Here is a 20036-nt window from a genome sequence, read left to right as displayed (position 1 = left end):
CGGCAGGAGCGGCCGCTAATGCTCCGCGGGTCCCGAACCGTTGGGGGGTGCCTCCTGGCCGTATTCGGCCGAGATCAGGATGGGCAGGTGGTCCGAGGCGCCGCGGGGCAGCGTCTCCACGCTTTCGATCTCCAACCCCTGGGAGGTGGCAAAATCAAAATGGCCCTTGAAGACCTTGTACCGGGTATAGGTCCGGCGGTCACTCATCGTGAGGTCGTAGCCGGCGTCCTTCATCTTCTCGGTCAGGGACTTGGTGAAGAACGGATAGTTGAAGTCGCCCACCATCAGTGACATCAGCCCGCCACCCATGCTGAGCAGCTCGGCGTGGGCGGCATGGATCTGGTTCCGCCGCAGAGAGTTCGATGCCGTCAGCGGGGCCGCGTGGAAGGACGCGATGACGAGTTCGTGGTCGGTCTCGTTGTCGGTCACACGAGTGCCGATGAGCCGCTCGTGCGCGGGGGAGAGGACACGGTCGTGCATGGACTTCTTTAGGGCGAAGGTCTTGGTCTCGTAGGCCGTGAAACGGCTCATGCGGTAATAGATCGCCAGGCCCAGCCGGTTGCCCTTGGTGGAATCGGCCAGGTGCAGATCCCCGATGGTCTCCGGCAGATCGTCCGTATCGCACTCCTGGAGGCACAAAGCATCAATCTCGAAATCACGTGCCAGATCGACCAGCTCGCCGCTGGCCGCGTGCTTGCGGAGGTTGTAGCTGATGACTCTAAGCAGGGGAGCACCTCTTCGGTGAATAGTCGTTAAAACCTCACCCGAGTCTACCCAGTCCGAGCGGATCGGTTGGGAACAAGCGCAACGCGCGTCTTGGGTCCGCGCCGGATCGGAGCCGGAAACACAGCGGCCGGGAACACTGAAAGCGCAGCAGGATAGTGTGTTCTGGAATCACCAGCCATGCGAAAGGGCGGACGTTGACTGCTGCAGTACCGGAACTTGCCGAGGGCGATTTCTACTACGAGGTCCTGGGGGACGGTCGGTTCCGCTCCACCATCCACGCCCAAGGCGCTTGGAACGAACACGAGCAGCACATGGCCCCCGCGTCCGGCATTATGGCCGACCGCCTGGCCCGGCATGAGCCCCGCGAAGATATGCGCATGGCGCGGCTCAGCTACGAAATCCTCGGGCTGATCCCCGGCGGTGAATTCGAGATCGTGACCTCCACCCTGCGCCCGGGCCGGACCATCGAACTGGTGCAGGCCGAGCTCGTTTCCGGCGGGCGCACGGCCATTCGCGCCACGGCCTGGCGGATGATCACCTCTGACACGTCCGCCATCGCGGCCTTCGAGGATCCCAGGATTCCGGCGCCGGAGGACTGCGAGCCGTACGACGCCGCGGCCGTCTGGCCCGGCGGCTACATCGCCTCACTGCACATGCGGATCGCCGAGGGCCACCGGGCGGGCTCGGGAACCGTCTGGCTCCGCACCGACTACCCGCTGACAGACCGGGCGGACAGCGGCGACCTCGCCCGGCTGGTCGGCCTCGTGGACACGGCGAACGGCATTGCCGCCCGGGTCCCGCCGGGCAAGGGCAGCTACGCCTTCCCCAACCTGGACCTGCAGATCCACATGTACCGGCAGCCGGAGGGGGAGTGGCTGGGGCTGGACAATGAAGTCACGTTCGGTACGGACGGGATCGGGCTCACCTCCACGGTGCTGCATGACCTCACAGGCCCGTTCGGACGCGCGGAACAGATCCTGACGCTGCGCAGGTCCTAGTTCGAGTGGAAGACGAGCCAGCCGGCCAATGTGGCCAGCGCCGTCAACACGGCACCCCAGAGGATGTCCACAACGATCAGCTGCCACGGCCACGTCTTGAGCGTGGCGGCATTTGTCAGATCGTAGGTGGCGTAGCCAAACACGCCCAGCGCGGCACCGTAGCCCACAGCGCTGAGCCAGCTGCCGCCGTCGAGCGCTGGCGTCAGGGCAAAGAACACGATCCCGGCAATGTAGATCACGTAGAAAACCACCGCGTAACCTAGATTGGGCTTGTCGGCCATCAGGTTACCGATCTGGCGGCGGTAGAACGGGTTCATCGTCTTGAGCCAGATGGCGTCAATGATGGCGAATGCGGCTGCTACGACGAGGAATTGCAGAATGACCATAAGGGAGCATAACAACATGCCGCAGGCGCCAGCCGGGTCCCGGACACTGACGGTGGTGCGGCAGCAGGAATCACTTGGCGCCGCGGCCGACCTCGACTTCGCGCTCGGGCTCCTCCAGAAGGTCAAGACCGGTTCACTCGGTCCCACCTTGCGGCTGTACCGGCCGGTTCCGACGGTCGCCTTCGGCCAGCGCGACACGCACCTGCCCGGCTTCGAGGCCGCCGCCAACGCCTGCCGGCAGCTGGGCTTCGAGCCGCTGGTCCGCAAGGCCGGAGGCCGCGCGGCGGCGTACCACGAGCGAACCCTCGTCATCGACCACCTGGAACCCGATGCGGACGCGATTGCCGGGGCCAAGGGGAGGTTTTCGCGGTTCGGCGAACTGCTCGCCGGGGCGCTGCGCGACGCCGGCGTGGATGCCGGCGTCGGCGAGATCCCGGGGGAGTACTGCCCCGGGGAGTTCAGCGTGCACGGCAGCGACCCGGAGGTCCCTGAACGCCGGATCAAGCTGGTCGGCACCGCCCAGCGGGTGGTCGCCGGCGGCTGGCTCTTCAGTTCCGTGATCGTGGTGGCGGACTCCGCCCCGATCCGCGCGGTCCTGGAGGCCAGTTACGCCGCCCTCGGCCTCGAATGGGACCCGGCGACGGCCGGCGCGGCCGATGACCTGGTGCCGGGCCTCGACGTTGATGCGGTCGAGGCCGCGGTGATCGCCGCCTACGGACGCTACGCCCCGCTCAGCTACGCGGAGTTCTCGAGCCTGCTCTGAGCCTCATCCAGCGGTGACACCGCCGGGCGGCGTCCCTCCACCGGTGCAAGAACGCTGCCCAGGTTGCGGTACTTCGCCAGGCGCAGGGGGAGCAGTTCGTTGACTCCTGCGGTGGAGAGCGTGGCGAGTTCGTACTCAATGGCGCGGCCGAGGCGGCTGCAGAAGGCCAGGGCCTCGTCGGCGGCGTTGGGGCATTCGTCCACGATGTGATCCACAAGTCCGTTGGCGTGCAGCGACGCGACGTTGACGCCCTGGGCCTCGGACATGGCCGCGGCGAAGCCGGTGCTCCGATGGACGATCGCGCTCGCGCCTTCGGGTGGCAGCGGCGACAGCCAGGCGTGCTGCGCGGCGATGGTGCGGTCCGCGGGCAGGAGGGCCAGTGCCCCGCCGCCGGCCCCCTGCCCGAGCAGCACGGACACCGTGGGCGCGTTGGTCCCGATGAGGTCGTGCAGGGAGCGGGCGATCTCGCCGGCCAGGCCGCCTTCCTCGGCTTCCTGGGACAGGGCGGCGCCGGCGGTGTCGATGATGGTGACCAGCGGCAGCCCGAGTTCCTCCGCTAGGCGCATGCCGCGCCGGGCCTCCCGGAGGGACGCCGGCCCCATCGCCGTCTGTCCCAAAGCCGCCGTCGGCCCGTCGGCCCGCGGCCGGGTGTGGCCGATCACGACGCAGGATTCCCTGCCGAAACGGGCCAGGGCCAGCTGAAGGCCGGGGTCCTTTTCGCCCTGGCCGGTGCCGTTGAGCGGCAGCACGTCCCGGGCCCCGTGCGCCAGCAGCTGCCGGACATCCGGCCGGCGGGGGTCGCGGGAAATGCCGATCGACTCCCAGGCACCGGCGCCGGACGGCTTCACGGACAGTGTGGCGGGCGCGGCGACCGGCGGGCGGGGGCCGGTGACCAGGATGCCCAAGGCGCGGTCGACGACGTCGGACAGCTGCGAGGGCGGGACCACCGCGTCAATCAGCCCTTTGTCGAAAAGGTTCTCGGCCGTCTGGACGTTCTCCGGGAACGGGGTGGCGTGGAGGGCCTCGTAGACCCGGGGCCCGAGGAAGCCGAGCAGGGCGCCGGGCTCGGCGGCGGTGATATGGCCGAGGGACCCCCACGAGGCCATGACGCCTCCCGTGGTGGGATGACGCAGGTAGACCAGGTAGGGCAGCCCGGCCTTGCGGTGGGTGCGGACGGCGGCGCTGATCTTGACCATGGAGAGGAACGCGACGGTCCCTTCCTGCATGCGGGTCCCGCCCGACGCCGGACCGGCGAGGAGGGGCAGGCCCTCGCGGGTGGCCCGTTCGACGGCGGTGACGATCCGTTCCGCGGCGGCCTGGCCGATGGAGCCGGCGAGGAACCGGAACTCGCTGACGATGACGGCCACGCGGCGGCCCCGGATCAGGGCTTCACCGGTCAGGACGGATTCGTCCACGCCGGTCCTGGCCCGGGCGGCGGCCAGTTCCTGCCGGTACTCGGGGCCGGGATCGGGGTCCAGCACGGGCGCGTCCCAGCTGCGGTAGGACCCGGGATCGAGGACCGCGGCGATGAGCTCGGTGGCGTCCAGGTGCCGGACCTTCTGCCGGGTCAGCATGCCCGGGGACCTTCCTGGCCGGTGACTGTGGCCGCGCCTGTTCGGGCGCCGGCTGGGGTGCCGGCTGTCAGCCCCAGCCACCGCCGGATCTGCTCCCCGTCCTGGTCCAGCAGCGGCGGTGCGGCGTGGGACGTCAACGTGGTTTCGTTGGTGCCGGCGGCGCTGAAGAACCGCAGCGGCGGGCCGGGCAGGCTCACGGTGCCGAGGATTTTGTGCTCGACGTCGATCACCAGACCCTGCGAGTGGACCTGTTCCCATTCGTAGACTTCGTCCAGGCTTCTGACCTTGCCGGCCGGGATGCCGGCGTCATTGAGTTTGGTCAGCAGCGGCTCCGCCTCGAAATCGCAGAACACCCTCTCCACTTCTTCGATGACTTTCTCGCGGTTGCGCACGCGGTCCGCATTGGTGGCGAACTCCGGCCGCGCGGCGTCGATCCCGAACGTCGAGGCGAACGTTTTCCAGAGCTTTTCGCTTCCCACGCTGATCTGCACCCTGCCCTGCCGGCAGTGGAACAGTCCGTAGGGGGCAATGGACGGGTGGTGGTTGCCCTGGGCCTTCGGCACTTCGCCCGCCACCGTGGCCCGGGTGCCCTGGAAGGCGTGGACCCCGATCAGGGCCGCGAGCAAAGAGGTGCGGACGATCTGGCCCTGGCCGGTCCGCTCACGCTGGAGCAGCGCCGCGAGGGTGCCGAAAGCCCCGTAGATGCCGGAGAGGAGGTCGGCGATGGGGACCCCGACCCGCTGCGGATCGTCCGGCCCGGATCCGGTCAGGGACATCAGCCCGGCCTCGCCCTGGAGGATCTGGTCGTAGCCGCTGCGCTGCGATTCGGGCCCGTCGTGCCCGAATCCTGTGATGGAGAGGACCACCAGCGCTGGATTCAGGGCGTGCATCTGCGCGGCGGAGAATCCGAGCCGGTCCAGGACGCCGGGACGGAAGTTCTCGATGACCACGTCGGCGCGTTCCAGCAGCTCACGCAGCACTGCCCGCCCGTCGTCGCTCTTCAAGTCCAGGGCTATGGATTCCTTGTTGCGGTTGCAGGACAGGAAATACGTGGCCTGCGGATCATCCTCGGGGCCCACGAATGGCGGTCCCCAGCCGCGGGTGTCGTCGCCGGTGCCGGGGTTCTCGACCTTGATCACCCGCGCGCCGAGGTCAGCCAGCATCATCCCGGCATGCGGGCCGGCGAGCGCGCGGCTCAGGTCCACTACGAGATAGCCGGTGAGGGGGGCTTCGGCGTCGGGCATGGGTTCGGTGCTCATGGTCGTGTTCCTTCTCTGGTCGGTCGTGGCGGGCGCGCGGTGGGCTTACGCGGTTGGTTGATTTGTCGGCTACATCCAGCGTTCACATCCAGCCCGGGACTACCATGACCAGCCAGGCGACGGCCGGTCCGACGGCGACGACGATGCCGCTGTAAGCCAGGATCTGCTTGTAGAACCTGTCCTTGTCCACGTCCTCGGGCGCGTTGGCCAGGACCAGGGCGCCGTTGGTGGAGAACGGGGACACATCCACGATCGTGGAGGCCACGGCCAGTGCGGCGATCACGCCGACGGCGCCGACCTCGCCGGTGGCCAGGAACGGCACCGCCAGTGGAATGAGGGCCGCAAGGATGGCAGTGGAGGAGGCGAAGGCCGAGACGATGGCACCGATGTAGCAGATCAGCAGGGCGGCGAGCAGGGGCATGCCGAGATCCGCCACTCCGCCGGACACGAATGCGATGGTGCCGGCTTCTTCGAGGACGCCCACGAACGTGAGCATGCCGCAGATGAGCAGGACCGTGGACCAGCTGATCTTGTTGACGGCGCCCTTCTGCGCGGCGGGAGACACGAGGGCGAGGACGATCGCGATGGTGATTGAAACAAAGCCGACGTCCACCTTGAATCCGAGCGAGATGACGGCCAGGGCGATCAGGCCAAGGATGGTGATGAGCTGGGGCATGGATGCACGGGCGCCGCCTGCCGCAGGTGCGCCGGCCGGGACGGGCCCGGCAGCCGAGGATGTACCGGAGCCTGAGGTGCCCTTGGCGGCGACGCCGGCGGCGGAGATGTCGGATCCGGATCCCTGCAGCGTGACGCCGGCGGCGCGGGCACCCACGCTGACGGACAGGCGCTTTTCTGCGGCCTGTTCCACCAGCCGCCCGCCCGGGGTGGACAGCAGTTTGCCGCCGCCGAGGACGACAAACAGCACCAGCGCGATGGCCAGGTTGAAGAGGAAACTCGCCAGGAAGATCGCCATCGGGTTGGCGTCCAGCTCCGTCCTGGCAATGATGCTGTTGACGGTGACGCCATAAACGGCGATGGGGGAGAAGCCGCCGGCCTGCGCGCCGTGGATCACCATCATGCCCATCATGAGCGGATTGATTTTGTGTTTGGCGGCGAAGCTGAGGGCGATCGGCGCGATGATGGCCACGGCGGCCGGGGAGAGGGCGCCGACGGCGGTAATCACCGCGGTGATGGCGAACATGACCCACGGGATCAGGGCGACCTTGCTGCCGACCAGCCGAACGGCGCCCCGGACCAGCAGGTCGATGGTGCCGTTGTTTTGCGCGATGGCGAACAGGTAGGTAACCCCGACGATGGTCAGGAACAGGCCACCGGGGAAGTTGGCCAGGATCTCGTTGGTGGACATCCCCAGCACCACGGAGCCCAGCAGGAAGGCGCCGACGAAGGCCAAGGCACCCATGTTGAGCGGCAGCACCGTGGCCAGAAGGAACATCACCGCCAGGATGATGATGGACAGGACGGGAGCGGACATCGTTGTTCCTCCGGATCGAAGTGGGTCGTTACTGGCTTAGTGGCCTAGCCTCCTAGACACTAGGTGTCTTTGTCAATAGTTCTCCGGTAGTCTTAGGGGTCAGGACAGGCTGGAAGGACGCGCATGGCAAAGCAGGCGGCAACGCATCAGATTTCCCGCGTTTCGCGGCCCCGGCTTTACGAGCAGCTGGTGGAGCAGATCATGGACTTCATCGAGTCCGCCGAGCTGGGCCCCGGGGACACATTGCCGGCCGAACGGGAACTTGCCGAGCGGTTGGGTGTTTCGCGTGCCACCCTGGCGCAGGCCCTGGTGGCCCTCGAAGTGCTTGGCGTGATCGACGTCCAGCACGGCACCGGAGCGGTGCTGGTCTACCGGCCGAACGTTCCATCCGTGATCAAAGGCCTCCGCGAACACCGGAGCCGTCTGCCCGAGATCGTTGAGGCGCGGAGCACGCTGGAGGTCAAGCTGGCCGAACTGGCCGCGGCCCGCCGCACGGAGCAGGACATGGACGCAATCGATCACGCCCTCGAAGCCATGGCGGCAGAAGTCGCCTCGGGAGACCGCGGCGCACGCGGCGACGAGCTGTTCCACCAGGCCGTCACCGCCGCGGCCCACTCGGCAGTCCTCGCCCAGCTCATGACCTTCATTGCCGGCATGGTCCTGGAAACGCGCCTCGAATCGCTCGGACAGCCCGGCCGGCCGGAGCAGTCGCTCGCCTCCCACCGCAAGATCGCCGACGCGATCAGGTCCCGGGACTCGGCGGCCGCCGCGGCGGCGATGCTGGAGCACATTGATCTTGTCTCCGACGTTGCCCTCCTGAAGAACAGCTAGACCGGAATAAACGTGAACCATTCCTTCGATCCGCCGTGTGGCCCGATCACCGGATGGCGCGACGGCGCCGTCGTGCGTGCCGCCGGCATTCCCTACGCCACCGCGGAACGCTTTCAGCCGCCCGCGCCGGCACCCGACTGGTCCGAGACGTTCGCGGCGACATCACTGTCTCCGGCGTGCCCGCAGGCGGCGGTGCCCTTCCTGGATGACGTGCTCGGCACCCGCTACGGCGAACTTCCGGGCAGCGAGGATTGCCAGCGCCTGACCATCACCCTGCCTGCCGATCTCCACGACGGTGAACGGCTGCCAGTAATGGTGTGGTTGCACGGCGGGTCCTACACGTCCGGTTCCGGGGATCTGGCGATCTTCGACCCGGCAGCGCTGGTTGCCGAAACCCGGGTGATCGTCGTTTCGGTGACCTACCGGCTGGGCCTCTTCGGATATTTGTCCACGAGAACCGGCCGTCCCGCCAACCTCGGCCTGCTGGACCAGATCGAGGCCTTCCGGTGGGTGCAGCGCAACATCGGATCCTTTGGCGGCGATCCGGGCCGCGTCACCGCGTTCGGGCAATCCGCGGGCGGCGACGCCGTCGCGCACCTCATGGCGACCCCTGACGCGGCGTCGCTCTTCCAGCGCGCCATCATTCAAAGTGCGCCGCTGGGCATTACCCGGGGGCGGGAAAGGATGACCGCCGCCATGGGGGTGGCCGCGGAGGCGGTTACCGCCGCGACTCCGCCGATGGACGTCGTCGCTATTGAAGAGGACGTGGCGCGGGCGGCGAGGAGGTTCGGTCTGATGGCTGCCATGCCGTTCGGGATCCAGTACGGGCATTCACCCCTGCCCGAGGAATCCGGGCTTGACCGGGCCTGGAATGCCGCTGCCCCGGCGATCGACATCCTGATCGGCTACACAGCGGAGGAAGCCCGGCTGTTTCTGCCGCGCAGCCCGCTCCTGGGCCGGGTGGCGAGGATTCCCGTGGTCGGCAGCGCAGTGCTCAAGGCGGTCACATGGGTGGTTACGGAACTCGTGTACGGCAAAGCGGCCAGACGGTTTGCCAGGCGGCATGTACGTGCGGGCGGCCGGGCCCACAGCTACGTGCTGTCCTGGCGCGCACCGGGAAATCTCTACGGCGCCGCGCACACAGTCGACCTGCCCCTGCTGTTCGGCCACCAACGGACGTGGGAAGGTGCCGGACTCCTGGCCGGGGCGACGTGGGACGAGATCAATGCCCACGGCCGGGCGATGCGGGCGCTGTGGGCACAGTTCGCCTACGGGGAAGGCCTCGGATCCCGGGGAGAGATTCCCGGCTCGCTCCGGTACCGCTCGGTCTGATTCGGCTAGAACAGGACCGCAGCGACTACCCACAGGAGCGCCGCGATGCCGACGGCGATCAATGAGCGGTTCCACGTTGTGGTCACCGTTCCGCCGGAGGAGTGGAGTCCGGCGGCGCGGGCGTCATGCCATGCCTTGGCGAACTCGTCCCGGCCGGCGGTCACCTCCGGCTGTCGGATGCGCTCATTGCTTGGGAGCATGCTGTGCGGCCGGCTCTTCAGATCGCTGACATGCTCAAAGCCGGAACTGAAACTGCCGGGCGGGGTGGGAGCGCCCCAGCTCACGTACTTCTTGCCGGCGGCCCTGACAGCGAGGGCATAGCCGACCTCGATGTCTTCGACCGTATCGAAGGGTATCCAGTGGTCGCGGAGCCCGTTGACCAGCTCAAAGCCGTCGCCCTCAACGCGGAGGCACGGCCGCCACTGGGCTGCATAGACGAACCAGGACACCAGAACCAGCCAGGGTGCGGCGTCCATCACGGCCCTGGTTTCTCCGCTGGCCGCCAGCCAGTACAGTGTGCCGGCAGCACCGGTCCATACGGTTGCGGCCACGGGCCGGCCCGACGCCGAGCGGTGCGTCCGGGCTTGCCGAGCGGACCGCTGATGGGACGCTCGGCAGTCCGTCTGCGGCGAGTGCACGTTCTCTTTTGACGCTTTCAATGGTCCCCCTCCATCGCCCCGGCCGTCGCCGGGTTGAGAGAAATGTAGCGCACGCCGTGTCCGGATCAGTGGTCAAGGGTGAAACCCGGAAACTCGGGAAAGTCGCCCACACGATCGGGGGTGAAGCCAAGTGCCTCGTAAAAGCCGATGGCGGAGGGACTTGCCTGCCAGTCCAGGATCATTGGCTGTGGCCTGGCCCGTGACCAGTCGAAGATGAAGTTCATGAGGGCCCGGCCGGTGCCGGCCAGACGCGTGTCGGGGTCTACAAAGACGTCATGGACCCGGCCCGTCGTGAAGTCAGCCCGCAGGCCTGGCCCGAAATCCTGAGCGAGGCCATAGCCGAGCAGCCGGGTGCGTGCCGGAGCCACCGGGAGGCACCATGAGGCGTCGGCCAGGAACCGGGCGAAACGGCTATGGAAGCTGTGCGATCCGCAGCTTCAGATACGTGTTCAGCCGGAATACGGTTCGCGCCAGGACGAATACCGCCGCCACCGGAAAGGCCCAGTAAAGAGCCGCAACAAGCAGACTAAGGTCCAATTTCAAACCCCCAGAGTTGATGCCGCGTTTGCGACTCAGCGCAGCATAGAGGCTGCAGCGACTATTGACATAGTCAATTTCAGCTGCGGTGACCCGGCCGCAATACGGGAGTGCTTACTCAGTGAGCTCGGCCAGAACTTCGGCCGCGTCCGTATTGCCCGCAGATGCCAGACGCCGAAGCTCATCCAGATCTTCCTTCTCAGCTGCGAGTTCAACCAGCTGATCCTCAGCGTCGCGGCTGCCGCCGTCGGAGAGGCGCCGCAGCTCGTCGAAGTCTTCCCGCTCCGCGGCCAGCTCGATGAGCTCGCCGATGGCGTCGTTGTCACCGCGGGCAGCCCGCTCCCGGAGTGCCGAAAGATCAGATTCTGACATTGCGTGGACCTTTCCAGAAAACGGTTCCGTTCGGCCGGCCCGGTCCGCAGCGGTCGACGTGGCCGGTGGAGGCCGACACGGTGTTAATGCAGGGTACCGCGCTGACGGAATCGGCCCTAGTGTGATGTCAGCCAAGTGCTCGACCGGCCGGAGCTGCCGTTGCGATTGCGGAGGAGGAATCGTGGAGGAAGCGTCCCAGCCCCGGCCGCCCAAGACGTGGCCTTGGGCTTGGGCCATCCTGTTAGTGATCGCCGTCGACGCCTTGCTTCTCGGCTTTCGGACAGGCGAGTGCATCGACTACACGGCGGAATCCGGCGCCGCCAGCACCTGCACGAGCGGCCCGGCCCTTGGATCCGCGGGCACGTGGCTCCTCGCCGCAGCCAGCATCCTCGTCATCGGCTACCTTGCCCGCCGCCTCGCGCGCGCCGCCCGGCACCGGTGACCGCAGTTGATAGATTCCGGACCATGACCACACCGGACATCAGTGTCAGGGCCGCAACAGTGCACGACGCCACACGGCTGGCCGAGATCCACATCGCGGCCTGGCGGGCCACTTACCGCGGCGTCATGACCGATGAGTACCTGGACGGTCTCGACGTCGACCGCGCGGCATCCGCCTGGCGTCGAAACATCCTCGAACCCAGGCAAGGGACCATTCACCTCGTCGTCCAAAGCGCCGATGCGGTTGCCGGGTTCGCCATCCTCGGCCCTGCTGCCGGCGACCCGGACCCGGGAACCGGTCAGCTCCACGCGATCAACGTGCATCCGGACTGGTGGGCGCAGGGCGTAGGTTCCGTCCTGTTCGCGGCCGCGGCCGCGGAACAACAGTTGATCGAACTCGGCTATGACCGGGCATTTCTCTGGGTGGAGAAGGGCAACGATCGGGCTATCAGCTTCTACACCAACCGCCGTTGGCTCGACGACGGAGGGGCTCTGGAAGATACGAGATTCGATCCGGCGGTGGCCGAGAAGCGCCACAGCCGGATCCTCCCCGCCGGGCGCTAACCGAGGACTCCCCGGCGTCAGGCTCCCGTCCAGCGCCGTGTTCAGAGCCAGCGCCTCAACCTGACGAGTCCTTACTCCCCGATCTGGTCCTTACTCCCCGATCTGGGCCAACGTTTCCGTCAGCTTCTTGAGGATCTGTCCGCGCCAGCCGCCACCCATAATGCGGTGAGCGATCACATGGCTCGGCTCTTCCGGGTCGAATCCTTCGTGGATGAGGAACAGTCGTGTCCCTGCCCCCTCGGGGACCAGGGTCCACGTGACTGTGCTGTTCAGGTCGTTGCCCGCTTCTGCGTCCCGCCAGGAGATCCGCAGGAGCCGTTCGGGGTCAATTTCAAGAACTTCGCTGGCGACAAGACCGCTGAAGCCTACGGCCGGGACAGGAGTCCCGCGCATGGTGTAGCGGTGCCCAACGACGGGTTCAAAGTCGTTTTCCATCAGCCACGCCGCGATCAGGGCCGGTTCCGTGAGCGCCCTCCACACCTTTGCGGGCGGGTGGGGGAGAAATTCGTCGAGCTCTATGGCCGTCAACGTCAATGACATCAGGTGTCCTTCAGGTTTTCGAGAGTATGGTTCAGGTCTTTTAGGCGGGCGCGCCAGAACTTCTCGAAAGGCGACAGCCACGAGGCAACGTCGGCAAGAGGCTCGGGTGTCAGTAAATATCGAATTGTCCGTCCCCTCCGCTCCTCCGAGACGAGGTTCCGATCGAGCAGCACCCTCAAATGCTCGGACACGCTTGGTCGCGCCATGTCATATCGTTCGGCAATCTCGCCASCGGTTCGTGGCCCCTCCAGGAGGAGCGTCAGAATGTCCCGCCTGGTGGGGTTAGCCAACGCTCCGAAGAGAAGGTCAGCGGGAGAATCCTTCGTTCTGACGGGCACGGACCAATAATAGGTAGGATATTTCCTACGGGTCAAGTTTTCTGGCTGCCTGTCAGCCTGCCGGGTCCGCTGGTGCTGGGGTCCGGAAGATCGGGGCCGTGGAGTTCGCCGGGTTCGGCTGGGCCCGGCGGCATGCCGCACCGGTGACTGCCGCCATCATGCGAAGAGACCTTCGCCGATGAAGCCTCCCGCCCGGATGCCAGGCGGAACCGCGAACAGGCCCGAGCCGGTGTGCTTGAGGTATTCCAGGGCCAGCGTGTCCTCCTTCGCCATGGCCAGCTGCATGGGCACATAGTGGGTCCTGGGGTCCGTGACGAACGCGATGAAGAACAGTCCGGCGTCGAGGTGCCCCAAGCCGTCCGAGCCGTCGGTGTAGTTGTAGCCGCGCCGGAGCATCTTGACGCCGTCGTTCTGGCTCGAGTGCGCGAGCCTGACGTGGGCGTCCAGCGGGATCAGTGGTTCCCCGCCGTGACCCTGGATCTGGAAGTCGGGGGCGGTGAATTCCTCGCCGCCGGAGAGCGGGGCCCCTGCGCCCTTGGTGCGCCCGATCAGCGCTTCCTGTTCCCGCAGTGAGGTGCGGTCCCAGATTTCGATGTGCATCCGGATCCGACGCGCCACGACGTACGTGCCGCCGGCCATCCAGCCCTCTTCCGGGCGCGTTCCCTGGCCTGCCCACACATGCTCCTCGAGCAAAGCGGTGTCCTCGGCCTTGAGGTTGTTGGTGCCGTCCTTGAAGCCGAAGAGGTTCCGCGGGGTGGCCTGTGACCTCGACGTGGAGGACGTCCGCCCGAAGCCGAGTTGGGACCAGCGGACGCGCGTCAGCCCGAAGCCGATGCGGGCAAGGTTGCGGATCGCGTGGACGGCCACCTGGGGGTCGTCGGCGCAGGCCTGCACTACGATGTCGCCGCCGGTGCGTCCCGGCTGGAGGTCGTCGCCTGGGAAGTGTGGCAGGTCGATCAGGGCGTCCGGGCGGCGCCCCTCGAGTCCGAAGCGGGCTTTGCCGTCCTTCTCGAACAGGCCGGGGCCAAACCCGAAGGTGAGGGTGAGTCTGCCGGCCCCGAGGTCCAGGGCCTCACCCGTGTCCTCGGGCGGGGCGTCGTAGGGGCCATCGACGGCGCCGCTGCCGCCCGTGCTGCGACCCTCGGTCATCGCCGCGGCGGCGGCCGTCCAGTCTTTCAGGAGCCGGGTGAGCTCTGCACGGTCCTCCGTGATGAGGTCGAAGGCTGCAATGTGAAGGCGGTCCTGGGCCGGCGTGACGATGCCGGCCTGCCGGTCACCGTGGAAGGCGATGATGTCGCCGGGCTCTGCCACTGGGACTGCCGCGGCCTCGACGGCGTCGTGGCTGAGGAAGCCAGCCGCCAGACCGGCGACGGCGCCCGCGCCGCCGGCTCCTGCCAGGGACAGGAGCCCGCGGCGGGACAGCCCGCCCTTTCCCGAACCGGGGGCTGCCGGCGGCGCGGGCATGGCGGCGGCTCCCGGCGCCTTGGCTGGTTCCGGTGCGCAAGCTGATTCGGGGGCACCGCCGTCGGGGGCCCGGCGGGGGTTGGCGCCGAAGGGGCGGCCGGTCACGGGGCTACTGCCGAAGTGAGCTTGGCCAGGGGCTCGCCCAGGGCATCAACCAGGGAGGCGAGCTGCTGCACCTGGTCCTGGCTGAGGTCGTTGTAGTAGGCGAAGCCTGCGCCGGTGGAATGCTGCTTGAGCCCGGCCTGCAAGGCAGCGAACTTGGCCTCGAGCGCTTCGGCCAAGTCCGGGTCCTTCTGCTGCAGCGCAGGCAACAGGCTCTCGAAGGCGGTCCGGGCTCCGTCAATGTTGGCCTGGAAGTCCCAGAGATCGGTGTGGGACCAGATTTCTTCTTCCCCGGTAACTTTGCCGGTGGCCACCTCGTCCAGGAGCTCCTTGGCGCCGTTGCCGATCTTGTCCGCGGAGAGTTCCACAGTGCGGGTCCGCTGGGCCAGGTCCTCGGTGTCGGCAACAAGCTGCGTGGCGATGGCGGCACGCTCCGCCGGTGCGAGGGGCGTGTAGCCGGCCGGCGGGAACAGGTCCTTCTCGGCCCGGTGCCAGCCGGTCCATTCCTGGCCGGGTTCGAGGTCGGCTTCACGGGCATCGAGCTTGGGGTCCAGGTCCCCGAACGACTCGGCGACCGGCTCGATGCGCTCCCAGTGCGTGCGCGTGGCGGCATAGAGCCCGCGGGCCTTCGTCGCATCGCCGGCGGCGTAAGCCGCCGCGAATGCCCTCGTGCCGGTAACCAGCTGATCGGTCTGATCCACGACGAAAGCGGAGTATTGCCGGGTGCCGGTGTCCAGCAGGCCCTGAAGGTGGGCGTCGACGGCGGGACTGCTCGTGACCTGGATGGGTCCGGCGGCGCCCGGGTCCTTTGGGGTGCCCATGCAGCCGGCCAGGGCCAGCGGAACGGTGGTTGCCGCGGCCAACAGGGCAAGCGTCTTCCGGAACCGGGGGGCGTTTTTGGGCAGGGGGATGCTGGGCATGGTGTTTCCTTGGATCGGTGGGGTGGAGCGGTGCGGTGCGGTGTGGGGGAGCGGAGGCAGGGGTGCGGGACCGTGTGGGCTGTCCTGGCAACATCGCCGAGGCAGACCCGACTTAGGTACACCTAAGTAAAGAGGATACCGATTCGCGGCGATTACGCAAACCTTTCGTACCCTAATTTGGATTAGGTAAGCCTAATCTAATAACATCGTCCGGGTGACCACGCAGCTTGACTTCATGCGGGTGCCCTTTGCCGCCGATCTTGCGAGCTACGGGGACAGCCCAGCCATCCTTACTGACACCCTGGCAATGACGTACCGGGAGCTGGCGGAGCGGGTCGATGCCTTCGCCCGCCGGCTTGGCGCCMCGCGGCGCCTCGTGGCGCTCGCCGCAGCCAACGACGTCGACTCTCTGGTGGTCTATCTGGCGGGCCTGGCCGGCGGCCACCCGCTGATCCTCCTGCCGGAGGACAAGCCGGCCGCCCTGGAATCCCTCGTTGCGGCCTACGACCCCGACGTCGTTGTCCAATCCGGCAACGGTCAGCTCCTGCTGGACGAACGCCGGACCGGCACCCGCCATGAGCTTCACCCGGACCTCGCGCTCCTGCTCAGCACGTCCGGATCCACGGGCTCGCCCAAGCTCGTGCGGCTCTCGCATGCGAACCTGCAGGCCAACGCCGAGTCGATTGCCCAGTACCTGAACATCGGGCCCGACGACCGGGCCGTGACGACTTTGCCGATGTCCTACTGTTACGGGTTGTCCGTGATCAACAGCCACCTGCTCCGGGGCGCCGGGCTGGTCCTGACCGGCCTTTCCGTGGTTGATCCGTGCTTCTGGGAGCTCTTCCGACGCCGGGGAGCCACGTCCTTCGCGGCCGTTCCATATACCTTTGAACTGCTGGAACGGGTCGGGTTTGCGGACATGGATCTGCCCGGCCTGCGCTACGTCACCCAGGCCGGGGGCCGGCTGGGGCCGGAATCGGTGCGGAAATACGCCGAACTCGGCCGCCGCAGCGGCTGGGAATTTTTCGTGATGTACGGCCAGACCGAAGCGACGGCACGGATGGCATACCTGCCTCCTGAACTGGCGGCCGAGGTGCCGGGCGCGGTGGGTATCCCGGTGCCCGGCGGCTCGTTCCGGATCGACCCCGTGCCGGGGCTGGAGCACGGCGAACTTGTCTACAGCGGCGCCAACGTCATGCTTGGCTATGCCGAATGCCCGGCGGACCTCGCCGCGGGCCGGACCGTTACGGAACTCCGCACCGGCGACCTTGCCCGGCGGCACCCGGCGGGCGTCTACGAAGTGGTGGGCCGGCGCAGCCGGTTCGTCAAGATCGTCGGGCTGCGCGTTGACCTGGGGCAGGTGGAGCGGCTCCTGGCGGACCTCGGTGTGCAGGCGGCCAGCGCCGGGACGGACGACGGCGTCGTCGTCGCCGTTGAAGGCGACCACGACGCGCACCTGCTGGGCAAGGTCCTCGCCCAGGGCATGGGGCTGCCGCGAGCCGCCCTCGAGGTCCACGCCGTCGAACATCTCCCGCGCCTGGCCACGGGCAAGCTCGACTACAGGGGCGTCCTGGCCCTGTCCGCGCCGAAACCAGGGCCAGCACCCGCCCCCGCGACGGAAACCGCCGCGCCGGACAATAATGCTCCGGACAGCGTTCGGAAGATTTTCCAGGACGTGCTGGAGTGCGCCGACATCGCGGACAGCGACACGTTCGTGTCCCTGGGCGGGGACTCACTGTCCTACGTGGCCGCATCGGTACGGCTGGAACAGGCGCTGGGCCATCTCCCGCCGGATTGGCACGTGACCCCGGTCCGGGCCCTGGTGCCGCCGCGAACTGCACCGGGCCGGACGCGTCGACGCTTCTTTGCGCCCGTGGAAACGAGCATCGTGCTGCGGGCCGTCGGGATCGTCCTGATCGTCAGCACGCACGTTGGGCTGTTCAGCTGGCAGGGTGCGGCCCACGTGCTCATGGCGGTGGCAGGCTACAACTTCGCACGCTTCCAGCTTTCCGGGAAGCGGATCCCGCGGCTGCGGAGGCAGCTGTCCAGCGTGGCAAGAATCATCGTGCCGAGCATGGCGTTCATCGCGGTGGCCTTCCTGATCACCGACAACTACGCGCCCGCCAATATCGTGCTGCTCAACGCCTTCCTCGGGCCGGAGGGGGTGAGCACCCAGTGGCACTTCTGGTTCATCGAAATTCTCGTCTACCTGCTTCTCGCGGCGACGGCGCTTCTGGCCATTCCGTGGGCGGACCGGGCCGAGCGGCGCTTCCCCCTGCTCTTTCCGCTGGCGCTGACCGGCGTGGGGCTCCTGACCCGGTATGAGCTGGTCAACCCGGGCGTGCCGCACACGGCGCCCGCGCTCTGGCTCTTCGCATTGGGCTGGGCTATCGCACGGTCCCGGACCGTCGCACAGCGTGGCCTGGTCTCGGTCATTGCAGTCCTGACCGTTCCAGGATTCTTCGAGAACCCCGGCCGGGAGGCCACGCTCCTCGCCGGGATCCTGCTGCTCATCTGGCTCCCCAGCATTCCGGTGCCGCAGGTCCTCCGCCGCCTCCTGGTGGTACTCGCCAGCGCCTCCCTCTACGCATACCTTGTCCACTGGGTGGTCTATCCGCCGCTGGCCGGGATCAGCCCCGCCTTGGCCGTGGCAGGCTCGCTGGCCGCGGGGGTAGCCTACTGGGCGCTCTGCCTGCGGGTGGTCAGTGTAGTTGGCCGACGGCGGGCAGGCGCCGGCAACGATCCGGGTACGAATTCAGCACAACAGTAGGCGCCGACTGCTGTACCAGCGACACTGACGGCATGGTTTCTTGTCTGCAAGACAGCGGGCGGCGCTCCGCGATCCGTGCCACGGTTGGCGCATTGGTACTGACTGCCTTGATATCGGGGTGCTCGTCCTCCACGGGCGGGGAGCCGCCATGCTTTCCGCCCGCCTATTCGCTGACCCCGACGACGGCCGCACCGGGGCAAAGCGTGACGGTGGCAGCCCCGGACGCTGGCTGCAACCCCCGTTACGGCAACAACGCGCGCATCCAGGTGAGCGTCACCGACGCAACCGGGGTGGAAGTCGTGAATACCACCAGCGCCATGAACGACGCCGGCGGGTTCACCTACACGTTTGTCGTGCCCGCCCGGACAGCCGCGGGGGATGCCGCCGTAACCGCGGTGCCCTACAACATTGACTGGTGCGATGACACCGGCAGGAACAACCGCGTGGCGGGCGCTGGCGACGTCCGCCTCGAACAGGTGTCCTGCGTGATGCCGATGAAGCCGCTGACCGTCACCCGCTGAAGTGCATTTTCCGGGCGACGGTCGGCAGGGGCTTACCCGCTGAGGTCCCGGGTGAGGATCTTGGCAGAGCAGCTCCTGCTGGTCCTCAACGGCACGCTGTCAACGGCCGCCGTGCTGGGGGATGAAGGCCCGGCCAGGCAGGGCCTCGCCCTGGCGCGGCAGTTGATCGCCGCCGCGTGCAGCTAGCCCGTCGGCTGCCCGGCCAGGGGCGAGGACGCCGTCGATGTCTACCGGGAGGTGGGAGGGGCCGCGCAGGAACGGGCTCGGCCGGTACGGCGGTGGGTCCGAGACCAGCCGCGGGTTCTCCAGCCTGGTGGCGAATTCGGTGAGTGCGATCTGCGCTTCCAGCCGGGCCAGGGGCGCACCGAAGCAAAGATGAACGCCGCCGCCAAAACCGAGGTGCTGGTTGTTGGCCCGGTCAGGGATGAAGAGCCCGGGGTCAGCGACGTGGGCGGGGTCGCGGTTGCCCGCAGCAAGGACCAGGGTGAGGGAGGCGCCTGCCGGGATGGTGGTGCCGGCGATGTCGATGTCGTCGAGGGCGGTGCGGAACGGGACGAAATGCACGGGCGGCTCGTAGCGGAGCAGCTCCTCGACCATCGGGATGGCCAGGCCGGGGTCAGCGCGCAGCCTGTGGAGCTCGGCCGGGTGGCGGAGCAACGTCAGGACGCCGTTGGAGATGAGGTTTACTGTGGTTTCATGTCCGGCGATGAGCAGGAGGAGCCCGGTGCTCACCAGTTGTTCGTCCGGCATGCGGCCCTCCGGGCCATCATCGGTGGCCATCGCTGAAAGCAGGTCAGTCCCCGGGGCCTGCCGGTGGGCATCGACCAGCTCTTGCATGAACGCGCGCAGTTCCGTGCCGGCCTCAATCCTCTTCTTTTGCTGGGTTTCGGGATCGAGTCCGGGATCGGTGGACTGCAGGGCCAGGTCCACCCAGACCCGGAAGCGCTGTTCATCGCCAGGGGGCACACCGAGAAGTTCGCAGATCACCGTGACGGGCAGGGGATACGCCAGATCATCGACGACGTCGATCCGGCTGCGGTCCGCCATGTTGTCGACCAGATCGGTGACAATTTCCGCCATCCGCGCCTCCATCCCGGCCACCCTGCCAGGCGTCGTGGGCGGCCCGAAGTGCCGCATGGTGATCCGCCGGAACTTGTCGTGATCGGGGGGATCCATGCTGAGGAAAGTCGGCGTCATGCCGGCGCCGTCCCCGTCCTCACCAATGGTGGCGCCCGCCGCGGCGGCAGCCGGGTTGCGGGTTATGTCGGAGCTGACCCGTGGATCGTGCAACAGGGCGGCGATCTCCGCGTAGGTGCTCACGAGATAGCTTCCGTCCGGAAGTCGTCTCACGGGGGTCTTGCGGAGTTCGTCGTAGAACGGGTAGGGGTTAGCCCGGTTGGTGTAGTCGAGGATCTGCTCCCAGGTGCTGGGCTCGGCCATGGCGAAG

21 protein-coding genes are annotated in these 20036 nt (G+C 67.6%); 8 read left to right on the top strand and 13 right to left on the bottom strand.

Annotation, left to right across the window (positions count from 1 at the left end; translation table 11 throughout):
• Positions 1 to 15: 15 nt before the first annotated feature.
• Positions 16 to 726, bottom strand: coding sequence for an endonuclease/exonuclease/phosphatase family protein (locus tag AC1DZV_RS07690; protein WP_043435430.1), 711 nt, complete (start codon positions 724 to 726; stop codon positions 16 to 18).
• A 194-nt stretch (positions 727 to 920) separates the two neighbouring features.
• On the opposite strand from AC1DZV_RS07690, the gene AC1DZV_RS07685 reads away from it, so the two are divergent.
• Entirely contained in the window at positions 921 to 1724 is an 804-nt protein-coding gene (locus tag AC1DZV_RS07685; protein WP_476953367.1) for a thioesterase family protein, read from the top strand.
• On the opposite strand, the gene AC1DZV_RS07680 is transcribed toward AC1DZV_RS07685, so the two are convergent.
• Positions 1721 to 2110 carry a DUF2177 family protein gene (locus AC1DZV_RS07680; RefSeq protein ID WP_476949356.1) on the bottom strand — a complete coding sequence of 130 codons (390 nt, stop codon included), beginning with the start codon at positions 2108 to 2110 and terminating at the stop codon, positions 1721 to 1723. The two genes, AC1DZV_RS07685 and AC1DZV_RS07680, sit on opposite strands and share 4 nt — an antisense overlap.
• A 16-nt stretch (positions 2111 to 2126) precedes the next feature.
• Between AC1DZV_RS07680 and AC1DZV_RS07675 the strand changes: the two genes are divergently transcribed.
• Complete coding sequence (locus tag AC1DZV_RS07675; RefSeq protein WP_476949357.1) at positions 2127 to 2873, top strand: lipoate--protein ligase family protein; 747 nt, start codon at positions 2127 to 2129, stop codon at positions 2871 to 2873.
• Here the strand turns inward: AC1DZV_RS07675 and AC1DZV_RS07670 are convergent.
• From AC1DZV_RS07670 to AC1DZV_RS07660, 3 genes are all read right to left on the bottom strand, one after another.
• On the bottom strand, positions 2846 to 4447 hold the full coding sequence (locus tag AC1DZV_RS07670; protein WP_476953366.1) for a carboxyl transferase domain-containing protein: 1602 nt from the start codon (positions 4445 to 4447) through the stop codon (positions 2846 to 2848). The two genes, AC1DZV_RS07675 and AC1DZV_RS07670, sit on opposite strands and share 28 nt — an antisense overlap.
• A complete protein-coding gene (locus AC1DZV_RS07665) occupies positions 4441 to 5706 on the bottom strand; it encodes a CaiB/BaiF CoA transferase family protein (protein WP_476953365.1) in 1266 nt (421 codons plus the stop codon). The genes AC1DZV_RS07670 and AC1DZV_RS07665 overlap by 7 nt, the downstream gene beginning before the upstream one ends.
• Before the next feature lie 82 nt (positions 5707 to 5788).
• Positions 5789 to 7198 (bottom strand): SLC13 family permease, encoded by a 1410-nt coding sequence (locus AC1DZV_RS07660; protein WP_476953364.1) that lies wholly within the window; start codon positions 7196 to 7198, stop codon positions 5789 to 5791.
• Positions 7199 to 7321: 123 nt separating this feature from the next.
• On the opposite strand from AC1DZV_RS07660, the gene AC1DZV_RS07655 reads away from it, so the two are divergent.
• Complete coding sequence (locus tag AC1DZV_RS07655; protein ID WP_459384976.1) at positions 7322 to 8029, top strand: FadR/GntR family transcriptional regulator; 708 nt, start codon at positions 7322 to 7324, stop codon at positions 8027 to 8029.
• 12 nt (positions 8030 to 8041) lie between these two features.
• On the top strand, positions 8042 to 9361 hold the full coding sequence (locus AC1DZV_RS07650; RefSeq protein WP_476953363.1) for a carboxylesterase family protein: 1320 nt from the start codon (positions 8042 to 8044) through the stop codon (positions 9359 to 9361).
• Positions 9362 to 9366: 5 nt separating this feature from the next.
• Here the strand turns inward: AC1DZV_RS07650 and AC1DZV_RS07645 are convergent, their stop codons facing one another.
• From AC1DZV_RS07645 to AC1DZV_RS07635, 3 genes are all read right to left on the bottom strand, one after another.
• Positions 9367 to 9912: a hypothetical protein gene (locus AC1DZV_RS07645; protein ID WP_476953362.1), complete on the bottom strand. Its 546-nt coding sequence runs from the start codon at positions 9910 to 9912 to the stop codon at positions 9367 to 9369.
• Between the two features lie 173 nt (positions 9913 to 10085).
• Positions 10086 to 10415, bottom strand: coding sequence for a GNAT family N-acetyltransferase (locus AC1DZV_RS07640; protein WP_476953411.1), 330 nt, complete (start codon positions 10413 to 10415; stop codon positions 10086 to 10088).
• Positions 10416 to 10671: 256 nt separating this feature from the next.
• A complete protein-coding gene (locus AC1DZV_RS07635) occupies positions 10672 to 10929 on the bottom strand; it encodes a hypothetical protein (protein WP_476949364.1) in 258 nt (85 codons plus the stop codon).
• Between the two features lie 181 nt (positions 10930 to 11110).
• Here AC1DZV_RS07635 and AC1DZV_RS07630 point away from each other — a divergent pair, with 181 nt between their 5' ends.
• Positions 11111 to 11371: a hypothetical protein gene (locus AC1DZV_RS07630; RefSeq protein ID WP_476953361.1), complete on the top strand. Its 261-nt coding sequence runs from the start codon at positions 11111 to 11113 to the stop codon at positions 11369 to 11371.
• 23 nt (positions 11372 to 11394) lie between these two features.
• Positions 11395 to 11934: an N-acetyltransferase family protein gene (locus AC1DZV_RS07625; RefSeq protein WP_476953360.1), complete on the top strand. Its 540-nt coding sequence runs from the start codon at positions 11395 to 11397 to the stop codon at positions 11932 to 11934.
• A gap of 90 nt (positions 11935 to 12024) precedes the next feature.
• Here the strand turns inward: AC1DZV_RS07625 and AC1DZV_RS07620 are convergent, their stop codons facing one another.
• The 4 genes from AC1DZV_RS07620 to efeO all read right to left on the bottom strand — a co-directional run bounded on the left by AC1DZV_RS07620 (position 12025) and on the right by efeO (position 15298).
• Positions 12025 to 12474, bottom strand: coding sequence for an SRPBCC family protein (locus AC1DZV_RS07620; protein WP_476949367.1), 450 nt, complete (start codon positions 12472 to 12474; stop codon positions 12025 to 12027).
• The gene (locus AC1DZV_RS07615; protein WP_476953359.1) at positions 12474 to 12812 is read right to left on the bottom strand and encodes an ArsR/SmtB family transcription factor; all 339 of its coding nucleotides are present in this window, start codon (positions 12810 to 12812) and stop codon (positions 12474 to 12476) included. Before AC1DZV_RS07615 ends, AC1DZV_RS07620 begins: the two co-directional genes overlap by 1 nt.
• A 156-nt stretch (positions 12813 to 12968) precedes the next feature.
• Positions 12969 to 14381, bottom strand: a complete 1413-nt coding sequence (gene efeB, locus AC1DZV_RS07610) for an iron uptake transporter deferrochelatase/peroxidase subunit (RefSeq protein WP_476953358.1) — start codon at positions 14379 to 14381, stop codon at positions 12969 to 12971.
• Entirely contained in the window at positions 14378 to 15298 is a 921-nt protein-coding gene (gene efeO, locus AC1DZV_RS07605) for an iron uptake system protein EfeO (protein ID WP_476953357.1), read from the bottom strand. Before efeO ends, efeB begins: the two co-directional genes overlap by 4 nt.
• Before the next feature lie 214 nt (positions 15299 to 15512).
• Here efeO and AC1DZV_RS07600 point away from each other — a divergent pair, with 214 nt between their 5' ends.
• A complete protein-coding gene (locus AC1DZV_RS07600; protein ID WP_476953356.1) occupies positions 15513 to 18068 on the top strand; it encodes an AMP-binding protein in 2556 nt (851 codons plus the stop codon).
• Positions 18069 to 18277: 209 nt separating this feature from the next.
• On the top strand, positions 18278 to 18589 hold the full coding sequence (locus AC1DZV_RS07595) for a hypothetical protein (protein ID WP_476953355.1): 312 nt from the start codon (positions 18278 to 18280) through the stop codon (positions 18587 to 18589).
• 99 nt (positions 18590 to 18688) lie between these two features.
• On the opposite strand, the gene AC1DZV_RS07590 is transcribed toward AC1DZV_RS07595, so the two are convergent.
• Complete coding sequence (locus tag AC1DZV_RS07590; protein WP_476953354.1) at positions 18689 to 20029, bottom strand: cytochrome P450; 1341 nt, start codon at positions 20027 to 20029, stop codon at positions 18689 to 18691.
• Between the last annotated feature and the right edge of the window lie 7 nt (positions 20030 to 20036).

Source organism: Arthrobacter sp. P1_D12 (genome assembly GCF_056406175.1).
Note: the sequence above shows the minus strand (reverse complement) of the source record. Positions and strands in the feature narration are given on the sequence as shown.

Excerpts from the sequence above, each read along its gene's own strand:
- AC1DZV_RS07635 (WP_476949364.1), bottom strand. The coding sequence starts at position 10,929 with ATGTCAGAATCTGATCTTTCGGCACTCCGGGAGCGGGCTGCCCGCGGT.
- AC1DZV_RS07590 (WP_476953354.1), bottom strand. The coding sequence starts at position 20,029 with ATGGCCGAGCCCAGCACCTGGGAGCAGATCCTCGACTACACCAACCGG.
- AC1DZV_RS07670 (WP_476953366.1), bottom strand. The coding sequence starts at position 4,447 with ATGCTGACCCGGCAGAAGGTCCGGCACCTGGACGCCACCGAGCTCATC.
- AC1DZV_RS07675 (WP_476949357.1), top strand. The coding sequence starts at position 2,127 with ATGCCGCAGGCGCCAGCCGGGTCCCGGACACTGACGGTGGTGCGGCAG.
- AC1DZV_RS07620 (WP_476949367.1), bottom strand. The coding sequence starts at position 12,474 with ATGTCATTGACGTTGACGGCCATAGAGCTCGACGAATTTCTCCCCCAC.
- efeO (WP_476953357.1), bottom strand. The coding sequence starts at position 15,298 with ATGCCCAGCATCCCCCTGCCCAAAAACGCCCCCCGGTTCCGGAAGACG.
- AC1DZV_RS07625 (WP_476953360.1), top strand. The coding sequence starts at position 11,395 with ATGACCACACCGGACATCAGTGTCAGGGCCGCAACAGTGCACGACGCC.
- AC1DZV_RS07655 (WP_459384976.1), top strand. The coding sequence starts at position 7,322 with ATGGCAAAGCAGGCGGCAACGCATCAGATTTCCCGCGTTTCGCGGCCC.
- AC1DZV_RS07660 (WP_476953364.1), bottom strand. The coding sequence starts at position 7,198 with ATGTCCGCTCCCGTCCTGTCCATCATCATCCTGGCGGTGATGTTCCTT.
- AC1DZV_RS07665 (WP_476953365.1), bottom strand. The coding sequence starts at position 5,706 with ATGAGCACCGAACCCATGCCCGACGCCGAAGCCCCCCTCACCGGCTAT.
- AC1DZV_RS07680 (WP_476949356.1), bottom strand. The coding sequence starts at position 2,110 with ATGGTCATTCTGCAATTCCTCGTCGTAGCAGCCGCATTCGCCATCATT.